Below are 25,582 nucleotides of genomic sequence, written 5' to 3'. Positions count from 1 at the left end.
CGTTAAGGCGGCGTTGGAAGCGGGCCGCGAGAGTGCGGCAGGGGCTGACGGACGGCCCCGCCGATGCCCCGGCGACACACCGCCCCGGAAGGCGGCGGCCGGGCATCGGCGCGGCGATCGTTTCGCTCGCCAATCCGCTAACGAACAGTTAAGCTTTTGGCCGATCGCCGCGTCGGCTTCCGTCGCGTTTGTGAGAGTCCCGTGAGCCTTTCGACGGTGCGGCTGCACCAGCTCCTCGTCGCCGCGGCTTTCCTGGTGCCGTGCGTCGTCCTGGTGGGCGCGGCGTGGTGGAACCGGGCCGAGGTCCTGCGGGAAGAGGACAGCGCCGTGGTCCGCACCGCGGCGGTGATGCACGAGCACGCCTCGAAGGTGTTCGACACCGCCGAATTAGCGATGGACCGGGTCGACGATTACGTCTTCGACCGCAGCTGGACGCAGATCGCCGCGCCCGCCACCGGCGGCTTCCTGGCGAGCCTGAAGGCGCCGCTGGCCCAGGCCCGGGCGGTGTGGGTGGTCGATCCCCAGGGGAAGATCCAGGCTTCGAGCCGCGAGGCCGATCTCGGCCGCGACCTCTCAGGCAGGGACGTGTTCTCGGTCCACCGCCCGCGCGACATCGGCATCTATGTCAGCCCCGCCGTGCGCGAGGCCGACGGCACCACCGCCTTCATGGTCAGCCGCCGCCGCTCGACCGATGACGGGCGCTTCGACGGCGTGATCGTGATCGCGCTCGGCACCGAGTATTTCGCCCGCTTCTACGCCGAGATCGCCGCACCCACCGACCACCGGGCGATGCTCCTGCGCGCCGACGGCGCCATCCTGGTGCGCGAGCCGCCGGGCCCCGACGTCGACGAGCGCCTCGCCCCGGCCGATCCGCTGCTGCGGGCGATCCGCGCCCGACCGCAGGGGGGCGCCGCCACCGGCACCCCGTCGGGGGAGGCCGAGCGGCTCTACGCCTGGCGCCGCATCGGCGATTATCCGGTCGAGGTCGCCTTCTCGGTCGAGACCGTGATCGCCCTCGACCGCTGGTACGACAACCTGCGGGTCTACGGCCTCGTCGCCACCGTCTCGGCCCTGACCCTGGTGCTGATGGCCTGGCTGGCGCTCGCCCGGGCCCGGGCCGAGCAGCAGGCGCTGGCCGACCTCAAGCGCGAGCACGCCCAGCGCCTCGCCGCCGAGAACCAGCTGCGCCAGTCGCAGAAGATGGAGGCGGTGGGCCAGCTCACCGGCGGCATCGCCCACGACTTCAACAATCTCCTGGCGGTCATCACCGGCTCGCTCGAACTCGTCCAGCGCCGCATCGCCCGGGGCGATACCGATGTCGGCCGCTTCATCGCCGGCGCCCTCGACGGCACCGACCGGGCGGCGAAGCTCACCCACCGGCTCCTCGCCTTCGCCCGCCAGCAGCCCCTGGAGCCGCGCCCGACCGACCCGAACCGCCTCGTCGGCGGCATGATCGACCTCCTGCGGCGCACGCTGGGCGAGACCGTCCGGGTCGACACCCGGCTGATGCCCGACCCGCCGGCGATCTTCGTCGACCAGAACCAGCTCGAGAACGCGATCCTCAACCTCGCGGTCAATGCCCGCGACGCGATGCCGGGCGGCGGGCGGCTCTCCCTGGAGACGGCGCACGGCGCCCTCGACGACGGCACCCGGGCCGTGTCCGTCACGGTGCGGGACACCGGGACCGGCATGCCGCCCGACGTGGTCGCCCGCGCCTTCGAGCCGTTCTTCACCACGAAACCGCAAGGGAGGGGCACGGGCCTCGGCCTGAGCCAGGTCTACGGCTTCGTCACCCAGTCGGGCGGGCGCGTGCGCATCGACAGCCAGCCGAGCCAGGGCACCGCGATCGAGCTGACCCTGCCGGTGAGCGCGGACGGGGTGCCGGCCGAGACCGCCGGCCGGTCGCTCCTTGCGGCGGCCGTGCCGGGCCGGGCCCGGCAGACGGTGCTGGTGGTGGAGGACGACGCCGCGGTGCGGCTCGCCAGCGCCGAGACCATCGGTGAGCTCGGCTACCGCACCGTGACGGCGCCGGACGGGGCGGCGGCGCTCGCCGCCCTCGACAGCGAGCGGGACGTGGCGGTGCTGTTCACCGACGTGGTGATGCCGGGCCTCGACGGGCCGACGCTCGCGGCCGAGGCGCGGCGGCGGCGGCCCGACCTGAAGGTCATCTTCGCCACCGGCCATCCGCGGGACGACGAGCAGGACGGGCCGCGCCCGGGCCCCGGCGAGACGGTGTTGCGCAAGCCCTTCACCATCGAGGCCCTGGCCGAGGCCCTGGAGGCCGCCAGCCGAGCCGAGGCCTCGGCGTGAGCCGAGGCCTCCCTTCAATGCTTACTTGTGGGTCTGCTCGTAGTAGTCGATCGCCTTCTTGCAGTTGACCGAAATCTTGTTCATGTTCTTCTCGAAGCAGCGATCGACCTGGGGACTGTCCGGCGGCAGGTTGCCGCAATAGGTCATGTAGTCGCCGGTGCAGTACTTCTTCAGGTTGGGATCGTCCCGCTGGGCCAGGGCCGGCCCGGCGAGGACCATCAGGCTGCCGGCAGCCAGGAGAGCGAGCGACATCGGCCTGAGCATCATGTCTGTCGAAGCCTTGCAGAGCGTGGGAAGTGGCAGCGACATGGCCCGAAACCCGCATCCTGACAAGGGCCGCGGGACGTAGGCGATGCGGGGCGGTCACCGGCCGGGCCGGCGACCCGACGGCCCGCATTGCGAGAAAGTCTCGCCGGGCCAAGAGCTTGGATGGTGTTTCCGGGCCGTTTCCGGACCTGGGCCTTACGACGTTGCGAGGCCGCGGGCGGGAGCGATGTGCCGCAGAGCACACGCCGCCGCGTCCTCCCCCTGGCCGTCCCTTGGCGTGATCGGACCTACCCGCGATCGAACCTCGGCCTCACCCGGCCGCAGCGGGCGTCGGCAGAGGCGTCGCTTGCGGCATGCGCGGCTCGGGCCGGCCCTGATTCATCAGGGCGTCGGCCACCTCGGCGATCCGGCGTTCCAGGGCGGCGTTCTGGGCCGCGATCTCGGCGGTGGGGGGCGGGGACGGTGCCCATGCGGCCTCCTGCAGGGCCGACTGCAGCCGCGCGATCTCGGCCCGGGCCGCTTCGATCTCGGCGGCGTGGCGGGTATTGAGGTCGGCGAGCGCGTCCTCGAGAGCCTGGATCTGCTGGCGGGCGGCGCTGGCGACGCTCTCGCCCGCCGCGGCCACCTGCCCGCGGGCCGCCCGGACCCGCTCCTCGGCGACGCCCCGCGCCGCCTCGGCCTCGGCCCGGCCGCTGCGGCTCGCCTCGACCTCGCCGCGCAGGGCCGCGAGTTCGGCGAGCGCCCGCTGGTAGGGGCCTTCCAGCGCCCGCATCGCCTCCTCGGCGGCGGCGCGGGCGGTGCGGGCCTCGGCCAGCTCGCCCTGGACCTGTGCGAGGTTGCCGCGCGCAGCTGCGAGGTCGCGCTCGATCTCGCCGAGATGCGCGTCCCGGCGCTCGATCTCCTGGGTGAGCGTGCCGATGCGCACGGTGCGCCGGCCCATCTCCTCCATCTCGGCCCGGCGGGCGGCCTGCGCCTCCTCGACCCGGCGCTCGAGCTGGCGCTCGCGCACCGCGAACTCGGCCCGCAGGTGGTCCTTCTCGGCGGTCAGCTCGACGATCGACATCGGGTAGAGCGCCTCGAGCCGCCGCCGCGTCAGCCGCTCGGCCCGGGCGTTGAGCGCCGGCAGGATCAGCAGGGCGCACAGGCTGGCGGCGAGGAACCCCAGCGCCGCGAACATCAGGGACTCGATCACCCGGGCGATACTCTCTCGGCGTCCGGGCGAGGAATTCCCGCGCGGACGGTGGATACGGTCGGCGCGACCCGCGCGCCGGCATCGGAGCCACGCGCGGGGGCGCGGCCGGACCCTGCCACGGGACGGCCGCCAGGACCAGCGTGGCCAAGGATCAGCGCGGCCATACGCGGCCGGTTCCCTCGTGCAGTGTCCGGACGCTTCGCCCGCGAACGGGATCAGAACGGATTCCAGGTCGGCGAATCGGTGAATTTGAGGTAGCCGACATTGATCCCGAAGCGCGCGCCGACCCCGGCCCGGATCGGCACCACCACGATGTTGTCGGCGGTCACCGCCGACATCCCGAAGCCCCCGACCACGTAGGCCGAGCCGTCCATGCCGACGAAGCGGCGGTAGAGGGCGTTCACCCGCGGCAGGTTGTAGATCAGCATCATCGAGCGGGCGCCGTCGCCGCCGACGTCGAAGCCGAGGGAAGGGCCCTGCCAGAACACCTTGCGCTGGCCGGCATTGCGGGTGAACAGCGTGCCCTCGCCGAAGCGCACGCCGCCGATGATCGCGCCGGAGGCCTCCTGGCCGAGGATGTAGCCGTTGGGCTCGCCCCAGCGCCGCGTTGCCTCCTGCACCGTCAGGGCGAGGCCGCGCGACACCGAGCCGAAGAACTGGTGGCCCGAATCGATGATCTCCCGCGGCTGGAAGGTGCCGGGATCACCGGGGCCGCGCCCCTGCGCCACTGCCGGACCGGGCAGGGCGGCGAGCATCGCCGGCGCGGCGAGGAGGAGAGCCGCGAGGGCACGCCGGCGCGGGACGCCGGGCGTCTGCCGTTCGGACGCTGCGGAACCGGTCTTCTGCCGAGCCGGAGAGGCGGAGGGTGCTGAGAGCATTCGTTAGGCATCCCGGCTTAATGTGGTCTCTGCCGGTGTCCCCGGGGCGTCGAGCCCAGGGGATCCGGCGCGGACGGGCGGCGGGATGCCACAGATGCTGCGAATATGGGTAAGATCCGGTTAACGCGGCGCGGCGTGCTGTCGCTTCTGCCGACGGGGGCGATCCTGCCCGCAATCCTCGCCCGTCCGGCCCGCGGCGAGACGCCGCTCGGCGTGCCGGGCCTCTACGCCGCCGATCCCCTGACCGCGCTGGCCCTGCGCGGCTTCGATCCGGTCTCCTACCGGCTCGGACCCGCGCCGCTGCCCGGCACCGAGACGCACGAATTCTCTTGGTCGGGCCTGGTCTGGCGCTTCGCCACGGCGGCGAATCGCGGTGCCTTCGCCCGGGCGCCGGAGGCCTATGCCCCGCGCCTGGGCGGCTTCGATCCGGAGGGCATGGCCGCCGGGCGGCTCGTCGAGGCCGATCCCCTTGTGGCGGCCCTGCGCGACGACCGGCTCTACCTGTTCCGTGATGCGGAGCGCCGCGCGCGGACCGACATGACGCTCATCGACGCCGCGGAGGCGCGCTGGCCGACCCTGCGGCCCGAGGCCGCGATCGGCGGCTGAGCCTGCCGGCTCAGCCCCGCACCGGGCAGGTCGCCGGCAGCACCGCGCGGCCGGCCTGCGACCGGTCGCCGAAGGCCGCGAACGGGCCGTTCCGGTACTGGCCGGGCCGGCGGCCGTAGCCGAAGGGCCGGCCGTCCGGGCCGACGAGGCAGCCGCCGGCCTGGGTCAGGATGTGGTCGCCCGCGGCGGTGTCCCACTCCATGGTCGGGCCGCAGCGGACATAGACGTCGCCCTCGCCGCAGGTGATGAGCCCGAACTTGAGGGCCGAGGACACCCCGCGCCGCTGGCCGATCGGCAGTTGCGCGAGGCAGGCCTCGTCCGCCGCCTCGCCGTGGCTGCGGCTGACCAGAGCCGTCATTCCCTCCGCCGGGACGGGCCGCGAAGCGACCGGCCGGAAGGCCCCCGGCACGCCCTCGAGAACCGGCGCCTCGACGGCGTGCTCGCCGGCGGCCCAGACCCGCCCGAGGGCGGGGGCGGCGAGCGCCGCCGCGACCGGCCGCTCGCCAGCGACGAGCGCGATGTTGACCGTGTACTCGCCGGTGCCCTTCAGGAAGTCCTTGGTGCCGTCGAGGGGGTCGACGAGGAAGAACAGGGCCGCCGGGGCGGCCTCGGCGGCGGTTTCCTCCGCGATCACCGGGATGCCAGGCCAGGTCTGGTTGAGCGCCGCGACGATCTGCTCCTCGGCGGCGAGGTCGGCCTGGCTCGTCGGCGAGCCGTCCGCCTTGAGGTGATGGTGGCAGCCGCCGAGCTCGAACCGCCGCAGGATCATCCCGGCCTCTGCGGCGATTTCCGCGAGCCTGTTCGCGATGGCGTCGCGCTCGGCGGGCCCGGGCGGGCGGTCGAGGGACAGGATGGGCGTCGTGCGTGCGGATGTCATGCCGCCGTCATGCCCGGCGCCGGCGGGTTTGTCGATCGATCCGCGCGCGTGACGACGCGCCGTTCGCCTTTTCAAACCGCCGCGCGACGGCTATCCGTGCCGGCAAACCGTGGCGGGAGCCGCCGCGACCTCGACACCTTCTGCCGGCCCCGCGGAGCGCCCCCATGACCACCGTCACCCTCGACGCCCTCGACCTCTCGGCGCTGCTCTGCTCGCGGGTCTGCCACGACGTCATCAGCCCCGTCGGCGCCATCGTGAACGGCCTCGAGGTGCTGGAGGACGAGGACAGCGCCGAGATGCGTGACTTCGCCCTCGACCTGATCCGCAAGAGCGCCCGGCAGGCCTCGGCGCGGCTGCAATTCGCCCGCATCGCCTTCGGGGCGGCGGGCTCGGCCGGGGCCACCATCGACCTCGCCGATGCCGAGAACGTCTCCCGCGGCATGTTCGGCGACGAGAAGACCCAGCTGTCGTGGAGCGCGCCCCGGGCGCTGTTTCCGAAGAACAAGGTCAAGCTGCTCCTGAACCTTGTGGTCATCGCCGTCACGGCGATCCCCCGAGGCGGCGTCATCGACGTCAAGGTCACCGGCGAGGCCGAGGCGCCGCTCTTCGTGCTGACCGCCAAGGGCGCCTATGCCCGCATCCCGCCCCATGTCGAGGCGCTAATCGCCGGCACGCCGGCAAGCGGCACCGTCGACGCCCACGCGATCCAGCCGTTCTACGCCGGGTTGGTCGCCCGGGCCGCCGAGATGGGGGTGCGGTTCTCGATCGAGGGCGACACGGTCACGATCCGGGCCGAGCCCGCCGCCTCGGCCGAAGTCGAGTCCGAGGCCGACGGCGACGGTAACGGCATCTAACCCCGCGGCCGAATCCCGGGGCGGGGCGTCTCTCCCGATGCGCCCCGGGGTTTTCCCCGTTTCTTGAGCGAATGACGACCGGGACCGGACCAGTGTGAGGATTTCCGGCAACGGATCATAAAGGCTCCCATGGCACCGTCGAGACTGCGCAGAGATCCTGCGTGGATCGACGAGTGGCTGCGATGGACGATTTGTTGCGTGAGTTCCTGACGGAATCCGGGGAGCACCTGGACACTGTCGACCTCGAGCTCGTCCGGTTCGAGCAGGATCCCAACAACCAGACGATCCTGCGGAATATCTTCCGTCTGGTGCACACCATCAAGGGCACCTGCGGCTTCCTCGGCCTGCCCCGCCTCGAGGCGCTGGCGCACGCGGCCGAGACCCTGATGGGCAAGTTCCGCGACGGCATGCCGGTGACGAGCCCGGCCGTCAGCCTGATCCTGCAGACCCTCGACCGGATCAAGCTGATCCTGGCCGAGCTGGAGCGCACCGGCGGCGAGCCGGCCGGGGTCGACGAAGACCTGATCGGTGCCCTCGAGCGCATGTCCGAGGGGCCGATCCCGGAGCCCGAGCCGGTGCCCGTCGCCCCCCCGGCGGCCTCCGGCACCCTGGTGCTCCAGGTGCTGGAGCGGGCGCTCAAGCCCGGCGAGGTCTCCCTCGACGACCTCGAGCGCGCCTTCCGCGACACTGAGGTCGAGGTCGAGGCTCCCGCGCCGATGCCGGCGCCCGAGCCCGTCCGGCAGGAGGCCGCCCGTCCGGAGCCCGTCCGCCAGGAGCCTGTCCGTCAGGAGCCCGTTCGTCAGGAGGTTGCCGCGACGGCGCCTGAGGTCCGCCGGCCCGAGCCGGCGCGGGCCGAGCAGCCCGCCGGCGAGGCCGAGAGCGGCCCGGTCAGCAAGGTGCAGACGATCCGGGTGAACGTCGACACCCTCGAGCACCTGATGACCATGGTCTCGGAGCTGGTGCTGACCCGCAACCAGCTGCTCGAGATCGCCCGCCGGCACGAGGACGGCAACTACAAGGTGCCGCTGCAGCGCCTGTCCCACGTCACCGCCGAGCTGCAGGAAGGGGTGATGAAGACCCGCATGCAGCCGATCGGCTCGGCTTGGCAGAAGCTGCCGCGGGTGGTGCGCGACCTCTCGTCGGAACTCGGCAAGAAGATCGACCTGGTGATGCAGGGCGCCGAGACCGAGCTGGACCGCCAGGTCCTCGAGGTCATCAAGGACCCGCTCACCCACATGGTGCGCAACTCGGCCGATCACGGCATCGAGTCGGGCGCGGAGCGCAAGTCCGCCGGCAAGCCCGAGAAGGGCACGATCCGCCTCAACGCCTTCCACGAGGGCGGCACGATCACGATCGAGATCGCCGACGACGGCAAGGGCCTCGACCTCTCGGCGATCCGCCGCAAGGCGATCGAGCGCGGCGTCGCCACGGAGGCCGAGGTCGAGCGGATGACCGACGCCCAGGTGGCGAAGTTCATCTTCCACGCCGGCTTCTCCACCGCCAAGGCGGTCACCTCGGTCTCCGGCCGCGGCGTCGGCATGGACGTGGTGAAGACCAACATCGAGCTGATCGGCGGCACAATCGACATTCAGACCCAGCTCGGCCGCGGCACCACCTTCACGATCAAGATCCCGCTGACCCTCGCCATCGTGGCGGCGCTGATCGTCTCGGCCCGCGAGCAGCGCTTCGCGATCCCGCAGGTCTCGGTGCTGGAGCTGGTCCGGGTGCAGCCCGGTACCGACCACACGGTGGAGCGGATCAACGGCTCGCCGGTCCTGCGCCTGCGCGACCGCCTGCTGCCGATCGTGCCGGTGGCGGCGATGCTCGGCCTCGACGCTCCCGACGCCCCGGCCTCGACCGACGAGGGCTTCGTGGTGGTGAGCCAGGTCGGGCGCCAGCGCTTCGGCATCCTGGTCGACGGCGTCTTCCACACGGAAGAGATCGTCGTGAAGCCGATGTCCTCGAAGCTGCGGCACATCCCGCTCTTCTCGGGCAACACCATCCTCGGTGACGGCGCGGTGGTGCTGATCATCGATCCCAACGGCGTCGCCAAGATGGTCGGCTCCGGCACGGCGAGCGGCCAGCCCGGCGAGGTCGAGGCGGAGGCCGAGGGCGACGAGACCGGGGCCGATCAGGCGGTGACGCTCCTGGTGTTCAAGGGCGGCGGCGACTCGCTGAAGGCCGTACCCCTCTCCCTGGTCACGCGCCTCGAGGAGATCGATGCGGCCAAGATCGAATGGGTCGGCGGGCGCCCGTTGATCCAGTATCGCGGCCGCCTGATGCCGCTCGTCCCGGCCGATCCGTCGCAGGCGCTGAAACGGGAGGGCGCCCAGGCGCTGGTGGTGTTCTCCGATGGCGAGCGCTCGATGGGCCTCGTGGTCGACGAGATCGTCGACATCGTCGACGAGGTGCTGGACGTCGAACTGGTCACCGAACGCTCGGACCTGATTGGCTCGGCGGTGGTGCGCAACCGGGCGACCGAGATCGTCAACATCGCCCATTACCTGCCGCTCGCCCACGACGATTGGGGCCAGGCGGCCCACCGCGCGGTACCGACGGCGCCGAGCCTGCTCCTCGTCGACGACTCGGCCTTCTTCCGCGAGATGCTGACCCCGGTGCTCAAGGCGGCCGGCTTCCGCGTGACGCAGGCCGGCGATGCCGAGGAGGCCATGCGCCATCTCGGCGGCGAGGCGAAGCTCGACCTCGTGGTCTGCGACCTCGAGATGCCGGGCCGCTCGGGGTTCGACCTGATCGAGGCGATGCGCAAGAGCGGCGGCAGGCTCGCCGCGATGCCGGTGGTGGCGCTCGCCGGCACGATGGCGCCGGACTCGCTCGCCCGGGCCCGGGCCCTCGGCGTCGCCGATTGCGTGGCGAAGTTCGACCGCTCCGGTCTGGTGGCGGCGGTGAACGAGATCACCAGCGCCCCCCTCGACGCCGCGGCGTGATCCGCTGACGCGATCGTTCGGGCGCGCGACGCCGCGCCCGGACCGACCTCCCTCCCAGTCCGACCTCCCATGTCCGAGCCCCGCCCATGATGGCCGCCAACACCAACACCGCCGGCACGCCCGCGCCGTCCGCCGGCGAGACCACCGACTACGTCACGGTCCTCCTCGGCGACGAGCTGTTCGGCCTGCCGATCGACAAGGTCCACGACGTCTTCATCGCCACCAACCTCACCGACGTCCCGCTGGCGCCGCCGGAGATCAAGGGCCTGCTCAACCTGCGCGGCCGCGTCGTCACGGCGCTCTGCCTGCGCCGCCGCCTCGGCCTGCCCGACCGTACCGGCGACGGCCGCAACATGGCGGTGGGCCTGGAGCATGGCGGCGAAGCCTACGGGCTCCTCGTCGATCAGGTCGGCGAGGTGATGAAGCTCTCGGCCGACACCTACGAGCCGAACCCGGTCCATCTCCACAACCGCTGGCGCGCGGTCTCGCGCGGGGTGCACCGCCTCGACGGCCGCCTGCTGATGATCCTCGACGTCGAGGCGGTCCTCGCCTTCGGTGACGAGCGCCAAGCGGCCAGCGCGGCGTGATCCCCGGGGGCGGCCGGATGAGAACCTTCCTGATCGTCGACGACTCGGCGGTGATCCGCAAGGTGGCGCGCCGGATCATCGAGGGCCTCGGCTTCCGGGTGGCGGAGGCCGAGGACGGCCGCGAGGCGGTCGAGCAGTGCCGGTCGCACATGCCGGACGCCGTCCTGCTCGACTGGAACATGCCGCACCTGGACGGCTACGACGTCCTGCGCGCCCTGCGCCGGCTGCCCGAGGGCGACCACCCGAAGGTGCTGTTCTGCACCGTCGAGAACGACGTCGCGTCGATCGCCCGGGCGCTCCAGGCCGGCGCCGACGAGTACATCATGAAGCCCTTCGACAAGGACATCATGACCGCCAAGCTCCAGGCGGTGGGCCTCGCCTGAGGCCGGCCGCACGACAGACCCGAGACGCCCCGAGACGCCCCGGCTTCGTAACCGGGGCCCGATTCCCCGGCCGCCCCGCGGCGCGCCCACCGAGAAACGCCATGGCCGCATCCGCCGCGCCCTCCACCCCATCAGCCAGCGCCGGACCGCGCATCCGCGTCCTTGTCGCCGACGATTCCGTCGTGGTCCGCGGCCTCGTCTCGCGCTGGCTTGAGGAGGCCGGCTGCGAAGTCGTCGGCACCGCCTCGAACGGTCGCATCGCGCTCGACGCCCTCGACCGGGTCCAGCCCGACATCGTGCTTCTCGACATCGAGATGCCGGAGCTCGACGGCACCCAGGCGCTGCCCCGGATGCTGGCCAAGCGCCCCGGGCTCCAAGTCGTGATGATGTCGACCCTGACCCAGCGCAACGCGGAAATCTCGCTCCGCTGCCTCGCTCTCGGGGCGATCGACTACCTGCCGAAGCCCGAGGGCAACCGCGGCGTCACCACCCAGGCGAGCTTTCGCGAGGACCTGGTCCAGAAGATTCGGATGCTCGGAGCCGACCTGCGCAACCGGCCCCGCGCCCGGCCCACGGCGTTCTCCGAGCGGCCCGGCCCGGTCGGGCTGCCCGAGCGCCCGGCCGCCGTTGCCGCGCCGTCGCCGCGCCCGTCGGCTGCGCCGGCGCCGGCGCCGGTGAGCGTGCGCCCGCGCCCCCTGCGCACCAGCCCGCCGCGCTGCCTGCTCATCGGCTCCTCGACCGGCGGCCCGCGGGCGGTGGGGGAGGTGCTGGAGGGCATCGGTGCCGCGACCTTGCGGCGCGTGCCGGTCCTGATCGTCCAGCACATGCCGCCGGTCTTCACCGCGGTCTTCGCCGAGCATCTCGGCGCCCGGATCGGCCTGCCGGCGGCGGAGGCCAAGCACGGCGAGCCGGTGCGTCCGGGAATCGTGTACGTCGCCCCCGGCGGGCGCCACATGGGTCTCACCGGCACCGCCGCCGAGGCGGTGATCCAGCTCAACGACGGCCCACCGGTCAATTTCTGCCGCCCGGCGGTCGACGTGATGTTCCGCGACGCGGCGGAAGTCTACGGCGCCGCCACCCTGTCGGTGATCCTCACCGGCATGGGCTCGGACGGCACCAAGGGCGCCAAGGCCCTGGTCGATGCCGGCGGGGTCATGCTCGCCCAGGACGAGGCGACCTCGACCGTCTGGGGCATGCCCGGCAGCCTGGTGAAGGCCGGCTACGCCCACGAGATCCTGCCGCTGCCGGCGATCGGCCCGGCACTCCGCACCGCCATCGGCGGCCACTGATGGATATCCTGCCACGGATCCGGGGGAGGATGCCGCGTCGATGACCGAGACCGAGTTCGATTTCCTCCGCCTCTACCTCAAGCAGCGCTCCGGCCTCGCCCTCACGGCGGAGAAGCGCTACCTGGTCGAGAGCCGCCTGTCGCCGGTCTGCCGGCGCTTCAACCTCGCCGGGCTGACCGAGCTGATCGGCTGCCTGCGGCTCGCCCGCGACGGCGCCATCGAGCGCGCGGTGGTCGAGGCGATGACCACCAACGAGACCTTCTTCTTCCGCGACCGCACGCCGTTCGACCTGTTTCGCGACGTGCTGCTGCCCGGCGCGCTGACGGCCCGGGCCGGCCAGCGCCGCCTGCGGATCTGGTGCGCCGCCGCCTCGACCGGCCAGGAGCCGTACTCGCTGGCGATGCTGCTCGCGGAAGCGGCGCCCCGGCTCGCCGGCTGGCGGGTCGAGATCGTCGCCACCGACCTCTCGACCGAGGTGCTGGAGAAGGCCAGGCTCGGCCTGTACAACCAGTTCGAGGTCCAGCGCGGCCTGCCCGTGCAGCTGATGCTCAAGCACTTCACCCAGGTGGGCGAGCAGTGGCGCATCGCGGAATCCCTGCGCCAGATGGTCGATTTCCGCCCGCTCAATCTGCTGCAGCCGTTCGAGCAGCTCGGCACCTTCGATATCGTCTATTGCCGCAACGTGCTGATCTATTTCGACACGGTGACCAAGGCCGACGTGCTGCGCCGCATCGCCGACCAGCTCGCCCCCGACGGGGCGGTGCTGCTCGGCGCCGCCGAGACGGTGATCGGCATCACCGAATCGCTGATGCCCGACCCCGAGCATCGCGGCCTCTACCGGCACGCCCGAGCCGGGGCGAGCGCGATGATCCCGACGCCGACCGTCCCGACGGCCGCCGCTGCCGCTTCCGGTCTGCGCTGGGCGACGCGCTGAGGTCCCGGCGCGGGCGACGCCTCGCCCGATCCCGCGCGCGAGAAGAGGTCGGCTTCCCCCGGGAGCCGGCCTTCGCGGGTTTGGGGCCGTCGTCCGGAACGCCCCGCCGCCACAGCTCTGCACAAGGCGGGCGGGAGAGGATGCTGGCGATCCCGGGCGGCACCCCCGATGCCCGGCGCCTGACATCCTGCAAGCTTCAAAGCCCGTTGGGTTTTCTCCAGATGGATTGAAACCCATCAGGGTCGTCCCGGGGCTCGGCGCAGCCGGGAACCCGGGACCCGTAACCGCCGACGATTCAGGAGGACGTGGACCGCGATCCGCCTCGTTCCTCGGCCGCGGCGGTCAGAAATCCCGGGCTCCGCCCCGCGGCCCCGGGATGATCCTGAGGGTCGGAAGGGCGCCGGCGGAATTCGATCCGTCGGACGGCTTCGACCCGTTGAACGACCGGGATGAAATCCGGCCTCCGGCCGTGTGCGCTCACGAGCATCATGCCCGGCCTGGGCGTCTTCCATCGATCGCTCAGCGACTCGACTGATTCGATTGCCGGAAGATCCCTTCCGGAAATCGCATCGCAAGCCTGCGTGGCGCCTGAGCGAAGTCGATGTCCCGCATTGCGGAAAGCAATCAGTGGGAAATCGTATGAGATCCAAGAGGCCGGCAAGCCGGTGCCTCGCCCGCCGATCCCGGCCTCGACAACCCTCCACCACCAACGAAAAAACCCCGCCGGAGCGGGGTTCTTTCGTCCGTCCGGCCCGACGGCCGGTCGTCAGACCGCGATGCGACCCTCGTCCTCGGTCGGCTCGCGCAGCACGTAGCCGCGGCCCCAGACCGTCTCGATGTAGTTCTTGCCGTGGCTGGCATTCGCCAGCTTCTTGCGCAGCTTGCAGATGAATACGTCGATGATCTTCAACTCGGGCTCGTCCATGCCGCCATAGAGATGGTTCAGGAACATCTCCTTCGTTAGCGTGGTGCCCTTGCGCAGGCTGAGGAGCTCCAGCATCTGGTACTCCTTGCCGGTGAGGTGCACCCGGGCGCCCGACACCTCGACCGTCTTCTGGTCGAGGTTCACGATCAGGTCGCCGGTGGTGATCACCGACTGCGCGTGGCCCTTCGACCGGCGCACGATCGCGTGGATTCTCGCGACCAGTTCATCTTTGTGGAAAGGTTTGGTGAGGTAATCATCGGCGCCGAAGCCGAGGCCCTTCACCTTGTCCTCGATCCCGGCCATGCCGGAGAGGATCAGGATCGGGGTCTTGACCTTCGCCACCCGCAGCGAGCGCAGCACCTCGTAACCCGACATGTCGGGCAGGTTCAGGTCGAGCAGAATGATGTCGTAGTCGTACAGCTTGCCGAGATCGACACCCTCCTCGCCGAGGTCGGTCGTATAGGTGTTGAAGTTCTCGGACTTGAGCATCAACTCGATGCTCTGCGCCGTCGCGCTGTCGTCCTCGATCAGAAGTACCCGCATCTCAGGTCCCCAAGCCCTGGCCCTCAAGGGTTAAGGCAAGCCCCCGCCGCCCGTCTCCCACCGGCCCGTGGGGGACGCCCGTTATCTTCCGAACCGCGACGCTATGCCCGAACGGTTAACAAACCCTGTTCCGGTTCCGCAAGCGGTTAGGAAACCACCGACGGGCCGGACCCTTGCGGGTTGGCGTTCCGTTCCGGCCGAATCGCGGTAGCATACCTGCATCCCGCCCCTGACGGGCCGCCTAAATGACTCGCATCATGAGGCCTGCCCCTGATGTTGCGCCCGCGCCACGCCCCCGGAGAACCTCCGGGCGCCCGACGCGGATCCCATCTGCCTCAGTGTTAAGGAGAGGGGTAAATGGATCGTTGATGGAATCCGGCAATGGCAGCGTCACGGTTCGGGAAACGGCCTCGTATCAACAGGATGGTGCCGGGAGAGGGTTTATGAGCGGGTCCGCGGCCGGGGGAGGGCGCTTCGAGGCCGCCCGCGCGGCGCTCGCCGGCGTCGAGGAGGTCGAGACCTTCGGCCGGGTGGTGGCGGTCCGCGGCCTCCTGATCGAGGTCGCCGGCCCGGTTGCGGCGATGCGGCTCGGCGGCCGGCTCGACGTCATGGTGAACGAGGCCGCCGGCACCGCGATCCCCTGCGAGATCATCGGCTTCTCCGGGCCCCACGCCCTGGCGATGCCGTTCGGCTCGCTCCAGGGGGTGCGCCGCGGCTGCCCGGCCCGGGTGCGGGCGGAGGGCGCCGGCGCGATCCGCCCGAGCCGCGCCTGGCTCGGCCGCGTCGTCGACGCGCTGGGGCGTCCCATCGACGGCAAGGGGCCGCTGCCGCCGGGACCGGCCGCGTACGGCCTCCAGGCCGATCCGCCGCCCGCCCACGCCCGCCGCCGGGTCGGCCCGCCCCTCGATCTCGGCGTGCGCTGCATCAACACCTTCCTGACGATGTGCGCCGGCCAGCGCATGGGCATCTTCGCCGGCTCCGGCGTCGGCAAGTCGGTGCTGCTCTCGATGCTGGCGCGCTACACTGCCGCCGACGTCGCGGTGATCGGCCTCGTCGGCGAGCGCGGCCGTGAGGTGCAGGAATTCCTCCAGGACGATCTCGGGGAAGAAGGCCTCGCCCGTTCCGTCGTGGTGGTCGCCACCTCCGACGAGCCGGCCCTGATGCGCCGCAACGCCGCCTACGTCACCTTCGCGCTCGCCGAGCATTTTCGCGATTCCGGCGCGCAGGTCCTGTGCATGGTCGATTCGATCACCCGGTTCGCCATGGCCCAGCGCGATATCGGGCTCGCCGCCGGCGAGCCGCCGACCGCCAAGGGCTACACGCCGACCGTCTTCTCGGAATTGCCGCGCCTGCTCGAGCGGGCGGGACCCGGGACCGGCGAGGGGGCGATCACCGGCCTGTTCACCGTGCTGGTCGAGGGCGACGACCACAACGAGCCGGTGGCCGACGCGGTGCGGGGCATCCTCGACGGGCACATCGTGATGGAGCGGGCCATCGCCGAGCGCGGGCGCTACCCGGCGATCAACGTGCTGCGATCGGTCTCCCGCACCATGCCGCGTGCCTGCGACCCGGATTTCCTCCCCGTGGTGCGCCGCGCCCGCCGGGTGCTCTCGACCTATGCCGACATGGAGGAGCTGATCCGGCTCGGCGCCTACCGCCCCGGCAGCTCGCCGGAGGTAGACGAGGCGATCGGTCTGATGCCGGATCTGGAGGCTTTTCTGGGGCAGGGTAAGGAAGAAGCAACCTCCATCCGCGAGGGTTACGAACGCCTCGCCGCAATCGTCGGCGGGCCGTGAGGGCCGGTCGCGCGGCCCGCCGATGCGGCCGCGTGACGGCGCGTGGCGGGCTCACAGCTCGGCCGCAAGCCGCTGGCGGGAGTAGAGTATCGATGAAGTCGCGGGACACGCTCATCCGGCTGCGCCGCTTCCAGGCCGACGAGAAGCGCCGCAAAGTCGCGCAAATCGAGGCGATGATCGCCGATTTCGCCCGTATGGCCGCCGACCTCGATCGCGAGATCGGCCAGGAGGAGCAGCGGGCCGGGATCTCCGATCCGGCCCACTTCGCCTACCCGACCTACGCCCGCGCGGCCGCCCAGCGCCGCGACAACATCCGCCGCTCGGCCGAGGACCTCGACGTCCAGCTCGCCGCCGCCAAGGCGGCGCTCGCCGAGGCCTTCGAGGAACTGAAGAAGGTCGAGATCCTCGACGACCGCGAGCGCTCGGGCGAGCGCGCCGCCGAGAACGCCCGCGACCAGGCCAGCATGGACGCGATCGGGCTCGGCCGCGCACGGGCCTGACGAATCACTCCGCCAACAGGGGGATCTGCCCGGCAGCGATGCGGGGCAGGGCGCCGGTGAGACGCGGATCCGGCGCGACCTCGATCGCCCGGGCGTAAGGCCGGAAACCAGAGCGGCGGTAGAAATCGACCGCGCCCGGATGATCGAGGGTGCAGGTATGTACCCAGAACCGGTCGATCGGCCGGGAGAACGCCCGGGCCACGGCCTCCTCCATCAGCCGTCGCCCGAGACCCCGGCCGACCGACCCCGGCACGAGACCGAAATAGGCGAGTTCCACCTCTCCCGGCCGGCGCCGGTCGAGCTCCATGAGGCCGATGTCGCCGTCCTCCCCGACGAGGGCCAGGGCCTCGACGTTCGGGTCACCCAGGATCGTCAGCAGCGCCTCGTCGCTCATCCGCGCCCGGCCGAACCACAGCCAGGGCGTCCCGATCGCCGCGTAGAGCGCCCGGTAGCGGGGAAGGTCCGCGCCGATCGCCGCGAGCCGCGCGGGCACACGCTCCCGCGGGGGAGGGGGCTCGCGCATCTCCAGGTAGGTCACCACGGCGGCGACGTGGGTCGGTGGCAGAGCGGTGGTGCCGTCGAGGCTCAGGCGCGGTCCGTCGGTCGGGTGGTCGCTCACGGCGCGAATGTCTCCTGTCGGGATGCCGGGCCCCGAGGGGGCCGGGCCGTTTCCCTTGTGTCAAGCTTTCCCGTGCCACGCTGTCGCGATCCGGGCGTTCCGCCGTTCGGGTGGCTGGGCGAACGGGGCTTGGCCATTAGATTGAGGATCGGGCCGGCCGCCGGACCGTTGAGAGGCACGACCATGCACGACGCCCACGCGCGGGACCGGCGCCGCTTCACGGTCGTCACCGAACCGCGGGCGCAGGTGACGCGCCGCATGATCGAGCGCAGCGACGGCCCCGCCCTCGAATGGATCGAGGCCGAGCCCGCCGGCGAGCCCCGCGGTGCGCCTCTCCTCTTCGTGCACGGCGCCTTCGGGGGCGCCTGGATGTTCGAGGAGATCTTCCTGCCCCACCTCGCCCGGCGCGGCCGCCGCGCGGCGGCGGTGAGCCTGCGCGGCCACGGCCGCAGCGGGGGCGGGCGCGACCTGCGCGCCGCCTCGCTCACCGATTACGTCGCCGACCTGAAGCTGGCCCTGGCGCAGTGGGGCGAGCCGCCGGTGCTGGTCGGGCACTCGCTCGGCGGGTTGCTGGCGCAGCGCGTCCTCGGCCACGTGCCGCTGCGCGGCCTCGTCCTGATGGCCTCCCTGCCGCCGGAGGGCCTCGGCCTCGTCGGCCCGCGCATCGCGATGACCGATGCGGGCTTCTGGGTCGAGGCGCTGGCGGGCTCGCTCCTGCCCGGCCGCGAGCCGGCGGTGGCGCTCGCCCGCCACTGGCTGTTCTCGGAAGGCCTGCCCCTGGAGCGGGCGCAGAACTACGCCGCCCGGATGTCGGCCGAGAGCCCGGTGGCGCTCGCCGAGGCGCACATGCCGGTCCTGCCGCTCTCGGCGGCCTTCGCGGGCGTGCCGGCCCTGGTCCTCGGCGGCGCCGACGATCGCATGATCTGGCCGGCGACGACATGGCGCACCGCGCTCTATCACGGCGCCCAGCACCGCACCGTGCCGGGCATCGCCCATTTCCTCCAGCTCGATCTCGGCTCGGAGGGCGTCGCCCGCATGCTCCTCGACTGGCTCGACGCCAGGGGAGCCTGAACCAGGGAGCCTGGACGGGGCCCGCAGACAGGAGCGCCCCGGGCCGGATGCAACACGGAAGCGGCACGAAACCGTCACGATCCCATGAAAGGAGGGGCCCGCCGCGACGGGCCGTCCTTGCGGTCGCCCGCAGGGTCGGGCAGAAGCGCGCGCGAGAATTGGGGACGCGACGACCGCGATGAAGAAGATCAAGGATTTCATCTGGCCGGTCATCGGCCTCGGGGCCGTCGTGGTCTCGGTCTACCTGCTGTGGCACCTGCTGAAGGGCCTGTCCTTCGCCGACGTGAAGGCGAGCTTGGCGGCGATCCCGCCGCATCGCTATGCTCTCGCGGTCCTCTCGACCCTGGTCGCCTACGCCGCGCTCGCCTGGTACGACCGGATCGCGCTCCTGCATCTCGGCGTGAAGGGCATCTCCTGGCTCTTTGTGTCGGTGTGCTCCTTCACCACCTACGCGCTGTCGCACAATATCGGCGCCTCGGTGTTCTCCGGCGCCGTGGTGCGCTACCGCGCCTACACATCGAAGGGCCTCTCGCCCGCGCAGGTGGCGGTCCTGGTGGCGCTCTGCTCCTTCACCTTCGGCCTCGGCACGGCGTTCCTCGGCGGCCTAGTGCTGGTGCTGGAGCCCGAGCTGCTGCAGCGCGTCGCGAGCCTGCTGCCGCCGGTGCTGGCGAGCCCGACCACGGCCCGCCTCGTTGGCTTCGGCCTGCTCGGCTTCGTCGCCCTCTACGTCATCGGCTCGATCCTGCACTTCCGGCCGCTGCATATCCGCTCGTTCAAGATCGAGTATCCGCGTCCCAACATCATGGGCCGCCAGCTGATCGCCGCGCCGCTCGAGCTCCTGGGCGCCGCCGGCATCATCTACTTCGCCCTGCCCGAGGCCGGGAATCCGGGCTTCCTCGTGGTGCTCGCGGTGTTCCTCGCCTCGTTCTCCGTGGCGCTGGTCTCCAACGCGCCGGGCGGCATCGGGGTGTTCGAGCTCGTCTTCATCACGGCGATGCCGGACCTGCCGAAGACCGACGTGCTCGCCGCCGTCCTGATTTTCCGCCTGTTCTACCTGCTCGTGCCCTTCGCCCTGGCGATCGGCGTGGTGCTGCTGTTCGAGCGTGGCCGCCTCGCCGACGCCCTGCGCAACAAGGCGACGTCTCCGGCGACCGTGCCGCCGCCGCCGGTCGACGGCCCCGGCATCACCCCGGACCTGCGCGACGTTCCGGTGCGCAAGGCGGTATGAGCCGTCCCCGCCTGCGCCGCGCCGGGCTCGGTCTCCGCGCCCTGCTCGGCCTGCCGGCGGGCGGCTTCCTGATCCCGTACCGGCACGCCGGTGCGGCGCGGGCGGAGGGCTACCCGGCCCTCCGCCCGATCTTTTTCGCGGCCGAACCCGCCTTCCGGGCGGTCCTCTCGGCGATCGAAGCGCACGCCCCCGACCTCGATCGCATCGCGGCCGGCGGTCCGGGCCTGGTCGGCGAGCGGCCGGCGCGCTTCACCCAGGACTGGTTCCCGCGCCTCGACGCCGCTGCCGCCTACGCCCTGGTGCGGCGCGAGCGGCCCCGCCGCATCGTCGAGATCGGCTCGGGCCACTCGACCCGCTTCCTCGCGCAAGCCGTCCGCGACGGCGGCCTGTCGACCACCATCACCTGTATCGACCCGGCGCCCCGCGCGCCGCTGACCGGCCTCGGCCTGCGCCACGAGGCGCGCCTGTTCGGACCGGCGGATGCGGAGGAGGCGGCGGCGCTCGAATCCGGCGACGTGCTGTTCATCGATTCGAGCCACGTCGCGATGCCGGGCACCGACGTCGACCGGCTCCTCCTCGACGTGCTGCCGCGTCTCGCCGCAGGCGTGCTCGTGCACCTGCACGACATCTTCCTGCCGGACGCCTATCCCGAGGCATGGGCCTGGCGCGGCTACAACGAGCAAGTGCCGGTCGGTACGCTGCTCCAGGGCGGCGCCTACGCCCCGCTCTTCGCCAGCCGCTACGTCGCGGCCGGGACTGGCTGGCCCCTCGACGGCGTCCTCGCGCGGCTGCCCCTGCTGCCGGGCGCCTTCGAGACCAGCCTGTGGCTGCGCAAGGCGTGAGATTTCCGCGCGAACCACTCGAATGCCACCGATCGGGTGCGGTGCCGGATTAACGCCGGACGCCCATCGTGGTCCTCGCACCCGGCCGGGACGTGCGGCTGCGCGGAGGAGATACGGGCAAGCGTACGGGTCTGATGGTCGGGCTGGTCGCCCTCGAGATCCTGGCGGCCGCGCCCGCGGAGGCGCGAGGGCGGCGCGGCGACGTGTTCTTCTTATCGAGCCGGAGCCATGCCGCTCCCGCGGAGACGTCGCCGGGCCGGGCTTCGATTCGGGGCCGCAGATTCGCTCGGCGGCGGCCGATGCCGGCGCGCCGGAGCCGACCACCACCGGCACCACCCTGCCGGTCGTCCCGCGCGAGGCTGCCCCCGCGCCCGTTCCCGCCCCGGTGCCGGCGCGCGCCTGGTGCACCGGACGGGTATTCGGGTTCGGCGCGGGCTTTTGCGCAGTCAACGAGAGAATCGTGCGACGAACCGGATACCGGTTCGTCGCAGAAAATCCAACAAAATCAATGAACTATGGCAGCGCCGGTGGCCCGGCGCGACCGGTCGCGCGGGAGAGAGCGGCGGTGTCTCAGTGACCGCTGGGGCGGGCCGGCGCGGAGAGGCGCTCGACGTTGTTGCGCACGTGCTCGCGGTAGCGGTCGATCACCGCCTCCGGCGTGCCGCCGCCGAGCAGGGTGCCGGTCGCCTCGAGGGCCGCGCCGATCTTCTCGCTCACCATCCGCTGCGCCTCGACTTGGCCGGCCACGCCGCCCCAGGCGAGCTTGACCATGCGCAGTTCGATGACCCGCTGGGATTCCAGAGCGAGCATCGCCGTCGCGTACCAAGCATCCAACATCCCGGTTTCCTTCGCGTTTTGCAAAATCGCAGGCGGCCCGGGCCGGCCCCGTGATGGGGTCGGCCCGGGAATGGATCAGGCGGCGCGGGCGCGGGGCGCCTTGAACGCCGGGAGACGCTCCATCCGGCGGGCGAGGTCCTGCCAGCAGGCGAATGCCGCATCGACGGCCCGGGTCATCTCGGCCGCTTGGAGCTGCGCGAGGTCGCCCGGCGTGCGGACCGTCAGCGCGGCCTTCCAGAAGGCGAGGGCCGCCTGGCTCTCGCCCTGGAGGAACGCCACCAGCCGGCCGTTGATCTCGATGAAGCCCTGCATGGCGGCGAGCGGGACCTCGTCCTGGCCCTTCGGACCGGGCTGCTCCGGCGCCGCTTCCGGCGCCTCGGCGGTTGCCGTGGGAGCCTCGTCCGCGACCGGCCCGGCGACGGGCGCCTCGGAGGCCACCGGAGCGGGGTCCTGGATGTCCGGATCCTGCGCCGTGGCCGGCCCAGGCTCAGTGGCGACGATGTCGGCGGCAGGCGTCTCGGCCGCGGGCTCCTCGGCGGGCTCCTCGATCGAGGAGGCCGGCGACGCTTCGTCGACCGTGTCCCCGTCGTTCTTGACCTCGTCGACCGCCTCGGCGGCGGGCGCCTCGATGGGGGTCTCGGGCGCCTGCTCCGGCTCGGCGGCCTCCGCCGGCCCGTCCTCGGCGGTCGGGTCGGTGCCGGGCTGCTCGGCCTCGGCCTGGTCCATGTCGGCCGAGGTCTCGATCTCGGCGATCTCGTCCATCATCGCCTCGTCGGACGTCGTCTCGCTGGCGGTCATCTCGCTCACGGTCGGTTCGCTCGTCTTGGCAGGATCGTCCATCCTCGCGGCCGTCCGGACGGGGGGGCGGCGGGGCGGCTTGCGGGTTCGGTCGGTGCGGCGCGTCGTGGTCATGGCTCGGCCTCCTCGGAGTAGCGGGCGCCGCGTCCCTGGCGCGTCACCCGGCGGGCGGCCGCCCTCACCCGATGCGGGGGCGGACGCGGAGCCGGCGCGCCGGCAGGCTCGTCCGGGGCACCGACAGGTCGGCGCGGACTTCAGTCCGCGCGGCCGATCGGCGGCACGATGAGACGCACCGCCGGTCACATCCCCTGAGCCGCGGGCCGTCGGCGGATCGCGGGCCTGGCGCCCTCGATCACCGCGACGGCCGGATCGGGCACGGCGTTCGGCCCGGCCTTCGTGGCGGGGCGAGGCGGAACCTCGCTCCCGGCGGGCCCGGGCTTCGGCCGGGTTGGCCCGAAGCGTGGTTACGCCTTGGCCTGGGCCTTGTTCAGGTCGGCCTTGATCGACTCGGACAGGGTGGCGAACTCCTTCGCCTGGCCCTGCAGCGCGCTCATCTGGTTGCGCATGTACTCGCCCTGGAGCTCGAGCGCCTCCTTGACGTCGCGGCTGCGCACCAGCTTCTCGGCGAGGTCGAAGGTGGCGGTGGCGTGCTGCTCGGTGTAGTCGAAGCCGCGGGTCACGGCGGCGCCCATGCCGGTCTGCGAGGTCTGGGTCGAGGACTGCACGGTCTCGGCGAGCTTGCGGGCGGAGCCCAGGAAGGTGCCGAACGCCGTGCGGGCGTTCTGGACGCTCTTCTCGGCGAAGTCGCGCATCTCGGACGGGATCTCGAAGGGCTTCTGGGTGCTGCTCATGGGCGTGGCCTCTGGCTCTTGTGCTACGCGCGCCGCCCGTGAGAATTTGTGCGACGCAGCAATTACGATGCTGCAATGCAGCGCGAGAGTCAACGGGTTCTCGGGGGGGAGGGCTTGCGGCGGCGCGAAACGGCGCTAGTCGTGCCCTGCCTCGCGCGGTCGCCGGCTCCGGCCGGGGAAGACGACGGACCATTTCCGGTGCGCGGACCGAACGAATAGCCGCCTCTTCGACGCCGGGTCCGTCGGTTGATGTGCGTTTTGCTCTAACAATTCGGCCTCGATGCGGCAGCGGACGGTTTCGATGCCTGGATCCGCGCCGGCGCGGCGCCGGAGGTCATGTCCCGTTAAGGTTTTCGGCGGCGAATCGCGGCAAGCTGGCGTTAACGAAACCGCGCCATATTCAAGGACAATCGTGATCCCGGGTTCGGGACATCCTCAGCTGCCGACGGCAGCCCTACGAGTACCTGACGAGGACTGCCGATGCGTGCCCTGCGGTTCCGCCCCCATCCCGCCCTCCTCGCGGCCGGCATCCTCGGCCTCGGCACCCTGTCGGGCTGGGGCGCCTACGCCGTCTCCTCTTCGGGCAAGAGCGCCCTGCGCGCCCAGCTGGCGGAGACCGAGGGCCAGCGCGACGCGCTCGCCGCGCGCTTCAAGCAATTCCAGGACGTCGAGGCCGAGCTGCGCGACCGCCAGGCCAAGATCGCCGCGGCGCGGGACGAGATCGCCCAGCTCGGTGCGACCCGCGACAAGGCCAAGGCGCAGCTCACCGCCACCCAGCGCGACCTCGCCTCGCTGACCAAGCGCCTCGACCAGGCGAAGGACAAGGTGACCCAGACGGGCAGCATCACGCCGCCGACGGCCGAGGCAGCCAAGAAGCCGGCGCGTTAACAGGAACCGGCGCGGTCACGGAAACCGGGCGGGACATCGCGGGCTATGTCGATCGCGGCTTGATCGGCAGCCCTTCGCATCATTCCGGAGTCTCGCCGGCTGCGATCGCCGGGATGACGTGGGGGGCCGACGGACGACGCCGTTCGATGTCCGCAGCGTCGTCGGATGCCGGGCGCCCGTACCGCACCCGAGTGTGCCTTCGACCTCGGCCGATGGCGTCTTCTTGCCGGTGTCGTGAACGATCCAGGCCCGCGCTCCGTCATTCGCCACGATCATCGTCGTGGGCGCCGATCCGCCTAAGCCGCGAGCGTCGAGCCATCGCGCTCTCGTCCCGTGCGATGTCGCACGGGGCGGAGCGGTCGAGTTCGCGACATCTCCGGCGATCATTGTGTCGCCGCTCTTGTTCGTTCATCGATACGACCTCGCTCCCGAGCCGAGGAAGACGATGTCGACCGGCACCGCAACGTTCTGGATCATCATCGCGACTGTCAGCGCCCTGTTCGGGGCCCTGCACGGCCTGCTGTTCAGCGACGGGCCGAATGTCGCCGGCATGCTCTACGGGACGTGCATCGGCGTCCTCGCCATCGCGTATGAACGCGGCGTCTTCCTCGCCGGCTACAGCGAGCGCCTGCGGCGGCTGCCCACCCTGGCCTATTTCGCGGCCGCCGAGATCAGCCTGGTGCTGGTCATCGTCGTCGGCATGGTGCTGACGGGACTGGCGCTCTGGACGTTCGGCGTCGTGGACAAGCCCCTGATGGCGGCGATCACCCCGAAGCTCGCCACCATTCCGTTCGCGCTGGCGATGGCGGCGATTATCGTCTCGGTCCTGCGCGTGCGCGACCTGATCGGGGCTGCGACCTTCGTGAATCTCATCCTCGGGCGCTACCACCGCCCGGTCCGGGAGGAGCGCATCTTCCTGTTCCTCGATCTCGCCGGCTCGACCGCCTACGCGGAGCGGCACGGCGACATCGCCGCGCAGGAATTGCTGACGGCGGTATTCTCCGCGATCGCCGAGCCGGTGCGCCGCCACCGCGGCCAGGTCGACGACTATATCGGCGATCAGGTCATCGTCTCCTGGCCGCTCGCGCGCGGCGTCGAGCGGGCGCGGTGCGTCGCCTGCGTCTTCGCGATCCGCCGCGCCCTCGACGCCGACCGGGAAGGCTGGCTCGCCCGCTTCGGCCTGGTGCCCGAATTGCGGGCGGCCCTCCACGGCGGCAGCGTGGTGACGGCCGAGGTCGGCGTCGACCGGCACAAGATCGCGTATTTCGGCGACGTCATGAACGCGACCGCCCGGCTCGAAGGCCTGTGCCGGGAGACCCGGCGGGACGTGCTGATCTCGGAGGCGGTCCTCGGCCAGTTGCCGCTCCTGCCCGAGGGCATCACGGTCGAGGCGCTCGGGTCGTATCAGTTGCGGGGACGGAGCGAGAGCATGGCGGTGCACGCGCTCGCCGACGGGCGCAGGCCGCGGATCGTCGGTGCGCGCGCCGGGGTCGAGACCGGCGGCCGGGCAGGGCGGCTTCACGCGGCCCTGCGCGGCTGAGACCCGTCCACCGGTCGGCGGA

Annotated in this window: 24 protein-coding genes; 15 read left to right on the top strand and 9 right to left on the bottom strand. The window is 71.8% G+C overall.

All coding sequences use genetic code 11. The annotated features are described in order from the left end of the window. The first annotated feature begins 201 nt into the window (after positions 1-201). On the top strand, positions 202-2,310 hold the full coding sequence (locus ABZT49_RS29750) for an ATP-binding protein (protein WP_355291575.1): 2,109 nt from the start codon (positions 202-204) through the stop codon (positions 2,308-2,310). Between the two features lie 21 nt (positions 2,311-2,331). Here ABZT49_RS29750 and ABZT49_RS29745 read toward each other — a convergent pair whose 3' ends face one another. From ABZT49_RS29745 to ABZT49_RS29735, 3 genes are all read right to left on the bottom strand, one after another. Beyond that, positions 2,332-2,577, bottom strand: a complete 246-nt coding sequence (locus tag ABZT49_RS29745; protein ID WP_093568778.1) for a 3',5'-cyclic-nucleotide phosphodiesterase — start codon at positions 2,575-2,577, stop codon at positions 2,332-2,334. 310 nt (positions 2,578-2,887) lie between these two features. Further along, on the bottom strand, positions 2,888-3,769 hold the full coding sequence (locus tag ABZT49_RS29740) for a hypothetical protein (RefSeq protein WP_355291573.1): 882 nt from the start codon (positions 3,767-3,769) through the stop codon (positions 2,888-2,890). A gap of 215 nt (positions 3,770-3,984) precedes the next feature. Next, a complete protein-coding gene (locus ABZT49_RS29735; protein WP_355291571.1) occupies positions 3,985-4,647 on the bottom strand; it encodes a DUF1134 domain-containing protein in 663 nt (220 codons plus the stop codon). A 135-nt stretch (positions 4,648-4,782) separates the two neighbouring features. Between ABZT49_RS29735 and ABZT49_RS29730 the strand changes: the two genes are divergently transcribed. Continuing rightward, complete coding sequence (locus ABZT49_RS29730; RefSeq protein ID WP_355291569.1) at positions 4,783-5,253, top strand: YHS domain-containing (seleno)protein; 471 nt, start codon at positions 4,783-4,785, stop codon at positions 5,251-5,253. Between the two features lie 10 nt (positions 5,254-5,263). On the opposite strand, the gene ABZT49_RS29725 is transcribed toward ABZT49_RS29730, so the two are convergent. Next, positions 5,264-6,130, bottom strand: coding sequence for a 3'(2'),5'-bisphosphate nucleotidase CysQ (locus ABZT49_RS29725; protein ID WP_355291567.1), 867 nt, complete (start codon positions 6,128-6,130; stop codon positions 5,264-5,266). Between the two features lie 164 nt (positions 6,131-6,294). Here ABZT49_RS29725 and chpT point away from each other — a divergent pair, with 164 nt between their 5' ends. From chpT to ABZT49_RS29695, 6 genes are all read left to right on the top strand, one after another. Beyond that, positions 6,295-6,984 carry a histidine phosphotransferase ChpT gene (gene chpT / locus ABZT49_RS29720; protein ID WP_355291565.1) on the top strand — a complete coding sequence of 230 codons (690 nt, stop codon included), beginning with the start codon at positions 6,295-6,297 and terminating at the stop codon, positions 6,982-6,984. Positions 6,985-7,166: 182 nt separating this feature from the next. Then, the gene (locus ABZT49_RS29715; RefSeq protein WP_355291563.1) at positions 7,167-9,929 is read left to right on the top strand and encodes a hybrid sensor histidine kinase/response regulator; all 2,763 of its coding nucleotides are present in this window, start codon (positions 7,167-7,169) and stop codon (positions 9,927-9,929) included. An 86-nt stretch (positions 9,930-10,015) separates the two neighbouring features. After that, positions 10,016-10,516: a chemotaxis protein CheW gene (locus ABZT49_RS29710; protein ID WP_355291561.1), complete on the top strand. Its 501-nt coding sequence runs from the start codon at positions 10,016-10,018 to the stop codon at positions 10,514-10,516. 17 nt (positions 10,517-10,533) lie between these two features. Next, a complete protein-coding gene (locus ABZT49_RS29705) occupies positions 10,534-10,899 on the top strand; it encodes a response regulator (RefSeq protein ID WP_355291559.1) in 366 nt (121 codons plus the stop codon). Between the two features lie 101 nt (positions 10,900-11,000). Beyond that, positions 11,001-12,188 (top strand): chemotaxis response regulator protein-glutamate methylesterase, encoded by a 1,188-nt coding sequence (locus tag ABZT49_RS29700; RefSeq protein WP_355291557.1) that lies wholly within the window; start codon positions 11,001-11,003, stop codon positions 12,186-12,188. 40 nt (positions 12,189-12,228) lie between these two features. Continuing rightward, positions 12,229-13,122 carry a protein-glutamate O-methyltransferase CheR gene (locus tag ABZT49_RS29695; protein ID WP_355291555.1) on the top strand — a complete coding sequence of 298 codons (894 nt, stop codon included), beginning with the start codon at positions 12,229-12,231 and terminating at the stop codon, positions 13,120-13,122. Positions 13,123-13,888: 766 nt separating this feature from the next. On the opposite strand, the gene ctrA is transcribed toward ABZT49_RS29695, so the two are convergent. Then, positions 13,889-14,590, bottom strand: coding sequence for a response regulator transcription factor CtrA (gene ctrA / locus ABZT49_RS29690; RefSeq protein ID WP_355291553.1), 702 nt, complete (start codon positions 14,588-14,590; stop codon positions 13,889-13,891). 443 nt (positions 14,591-15,033) lie between these two features. Here ctrA and fliI point away from each other — a divergent pair, with 443 nt between their 5' ends. Further along, positions 15,034-16,386 (top strand): flagellar protein export ATPase FliI, encoded by a 1,353-nt coding sequence (gene fliI, locus ABZT49_RS29685; RefSeq protein WP_355291551.1) that lies wholly within the window; start codon positions 15,034-15,036, stop codon positions 16,384-16,386. Positions 16,387-16,478: 92 nt separating this feature from the next. Next, a complete protein-coding gene (gene fliJ / locus ABZT49_RS29680; RefSeq protein ID WP_048431487.1) occupies positions 16,479-16,886 on the top strand; it encodes a flagellar export protein FliJ in 408 nt (135 codons plus the stop codon). A 4-nt stretch (positions 16,887-16,890) separates the two neighbouring features. On the opposite strand, the gene ABZT49_RS29675 is transcribed toward fliJ, so the two are convergent. After that, the gene (locus ABZT49_RS29675; RefSeq protein WP_355291548.1) at positions 16,891-17,505 is read right to left on the bottom strand and encodes a GNAT family N-acetyltransferase; all 615 of its coding nucleotides are present in this window, start codon (positions 17,503-17,505) and stop codon (positions 16,891-16,893) included. Between the two features lie 183 nt (positions 17,506-17,688). Between ABZT49_RS29675 and ABZT49_RS29670 the strand changes: the two genes are divergently transcribed. From ABZT49_RS29670 to ABZT49_RS29660, 3 genes are all read left to right on the top strand, one after another. Further along, the gene (locus ABZT49_RS29670) at positions 17,689-18,576 is read left to right on the top strand and encodes an alpha/beta fold hydrolase (RefSeq protein ID WP_355291546.1); all 888 of its coding nucleotides are present in this window, start codon (positions 17,689-17,691) and stop codon (positions 18,574-18,576) included. A gap of 178 nt (positions 18,577-18,754) precedes the next feature. Then, positions 18,755-19,804 carry a lysylphosphatidylglycerol synthase domain-containing protein gene (locus ABZT49_RS29665; RefSeq protein WP_355291545.1) on the top strand — a complete coding sequence of 350 codons (1,050 nt, stop codon included), beginning with the start codon at positions 18,755-18,757 and terminating at the stop codon, positions 19,802-19,804. Further along, positions 19,801-20,646 carry a class I SAM-dependent methyltransferase gene (locus ABZT49_RS29660; RefSeq protein ID WP_355291543.1) on the top strand — a complete coding sequence of 282 codons (846 nt, stop codon included), beginning with the start codon at positions 19,801-19,803 and terminating at the stop codon, positions 20,644-20,646. Before ABZT49_RS29665 ends, ABZT49_RS29660 begins: the two co-directional genes overlap by 4 nt. 570 nt (positions 20,647-21,216) lie before the next feature. Here the strand turns inward: ABZT49_RS29660 and ABZT49_RS29655 are convergent. From ABZT49_RS29655 to ABZT49_RS29645, 3 genes are all read right to left on the bottom strand, one after another. Further along, positions 21,217-21,483, bottom strand: coding sequence for a hypothetical protein (locus ABZT49_RS29655; RefSeq protein WP_355291541.1), 267 nt, complete (start codon positions 21,481-21,483; stop codon positions 21,217-21,219). Positions 21,484-21,558: 75 nt separating this feature from the next. Next, positions 21,559-22,395, bottom strand: a complete 837-nt coding sequence (locus tag ABZT49_RS29650; RefSeq protein ID WP_355291539.1) for a phasin family protein — start codon at positions 22,393-22,395, stop codon at positions 21,559-21,561. 350 nt (positions 22,396-22,745) lie between these two features. Then, complete coding sequence (locus ABZT49_RS29645; RefSeq protein ID WP_355291537.1) at positions 22,746-23,132, bottom strand: phasin; 387 nt, start codon at positions 23,130-23,132, stop codon at positions 22,746-22,748. Positions 23,133-23,612: 480 nt separating this feature from the next. On the opposite strand from ABZT49_RS29645, the gene ABZT49_RS29640 reads away from it, so the two are divergent. Then, positions 23,613-24,020 (top strand): hypothetical protein, encoded by a 408-nt coding sequence (locus ABZT49_RS29640; RefSeq protein WP_355291535.1) that lies wholly within the window; start codon positions 23,613-23,615, stop codon positions 24,018-24,020. 445 nt (positions 24,021-24,465) lie between these two features. Beyond that, complete coding sequence (locus tag ABZT49_RS29635; RefSeq protein WP_355291534.1) at positions 24,466-25,560, top strand: adenylate/guanylate cyclase domain-containing protein; 1,095 nt, start codon at positions 24,466-24,468, stop codon at positions 25,558-25,560. The last annotated feature ends 22 nt before the right edge of the window (positions 25,561-25,582 follow it).

This window comes from Methylobacterium sp. EM32 (assembly GCF_040593685.1).
Classification (GTDB): domain Bacteria; phylum Pseudomonadota; class Alphaproteobacteria; order Rhizobiales; family Beijerinckiaceae; genus Methylobacterium.
This window is presented reverse-complemented; position numbering and strand designations above follow the sequence as displayed.

Coding starts and splice junctions, on each gene's coding strand:
- ABZT49_RS29745 (WP_093568778.1), bottom strand. CDS start 2,577: ATGATGCTCAGGCCGATGTCGCTCGCTCTCCTGGCTGCCGGCAGCCTG.
- ABZT49_RS29735 (WP_355291571.1), bottom strand. CDS start 4,647: ATGCTCTCAGCACCCTCCGCCTCTCCGGCTCGGCAGAAGACCGGTTCC.
- ABZT49_RS29725 (WP_355291567.1), bottom strand. CDS start 6,130: ATGACATCCGCACGCACGACGCCCATCCTGTCCCTCGACCGCCCGCCC.
- chpT (WP_355291565.1), top strand. CDS start 6,295: ATGACCACCGTCACCCTCGACGCCCTCGACCTCTCGGCGCTGCTCTGC.
- ABZT49_RS29715 (WP_355291563.1), top strand. CDS start 7,167: ATGGACGATTTGTTGCGTGAGTTCCTGACGGAATCCGGGGAGCACCTG.
- ABZT49_RS29710 (WP_355291561.1), top strand. CDS start 10,016: ATGATGGCCGCCAACACCAACACCGCCGGCACGCCCGCGCCGTCCGCC.
- ABZT49_RS29705 (WP_355291559.1), top strand. CDS start 10,534: ATGAGAACCTTCCTGATCGTCGACGACTCGGCGGTGATCCGCAAGGTG.
- ABZT49_RS29700 (WP_355291557.1), top strand. CDS start 11,001: ATGGCCGCATCCGCCGCGCCCTCCACCCCATCAGCCAGCGCCGGACCG.
- ABZT49_RS29695 (WP_355291555.1), top strand. CDS start 12,229: ATGACCGAGACCGAGTTCGATTTCCTCCGCCTCTACCTCAAGCAGCGC.
- ctrA (WP_355291553.1), bottom strand. CDS start 14,590: ATGCGGGTACTTCTGATCGAGGACGACAGCGCGACGGCGCAGAGCATC.
- fliI (WP_355291551.1), top strand. CDS start 15,034: ATGAGCGGGTCCGCGGCCGGGGGAGGGCGCTTCGAGGCCGCCCGCGCG.
- fliJ (WP_048431487.1), top strand. CDS start 16,479: ATGAAGTCGCGGGACACGCTCATCCGGCTGCGCCGCTTCCAGGCCGAC.
- ABZT49_RS29670 (WP_355291546.1), top strand. CDS start 17,689: ATGCACGACGCCCACGCGCGGGACCGGCGCCGCTTCACGGTCGTCACC.
- ABZT49_RS29665 (WP_355291545.1), top strand. CDS start 18,755: ATGAAGAAGATCAAGGATTTCATCTGGCCGGTCATCGGCCTCGGGGCC.
- ABZT49_RS29660 (WP_355291543.1), top strand. CDS start 19,801: ATGAGCCGTCCCCGCCTGCGCCGCGCCGGGCTCGGTCTCCGCGCCCTG.
- ABZT49_RS29655 (WP_355291541.1), bottom strand. CDS start 21,483: ATGTTGGATGCTTGGTACGCGACGGCGATGCTCGCTCTGGAATCCCAG.
- ABZT49_RS29650 (WP_355291539.1), bottom strand. CDS start 22,395: ATGACCACGACGCGCCGCACCGACCGAACCCGCAAGCCGCCCCGCCGC.
- ABZT49_RS29645 (WP_355291537.1), bottom strand. CDS start 23,132: ATGAGCAGCACCCAGAAGCCCTTCGAGATCCCGTCCGAGATGCGCGAC.
- ABZT49_RS29640 (WP_355291535.1), top strand. CDS start 23,613: ATGCGTGCCCTGCGGTTCCGCCCCCATCCCGCCCTCCTCGCGGCCGGC.
- ABZT49_RS29635 (WP_355291534.1), top strand. CDS start 24,466: ATGTCGACCGGCACCGCAACGTTCTGGATCATCATCGCGACTGTCAGC.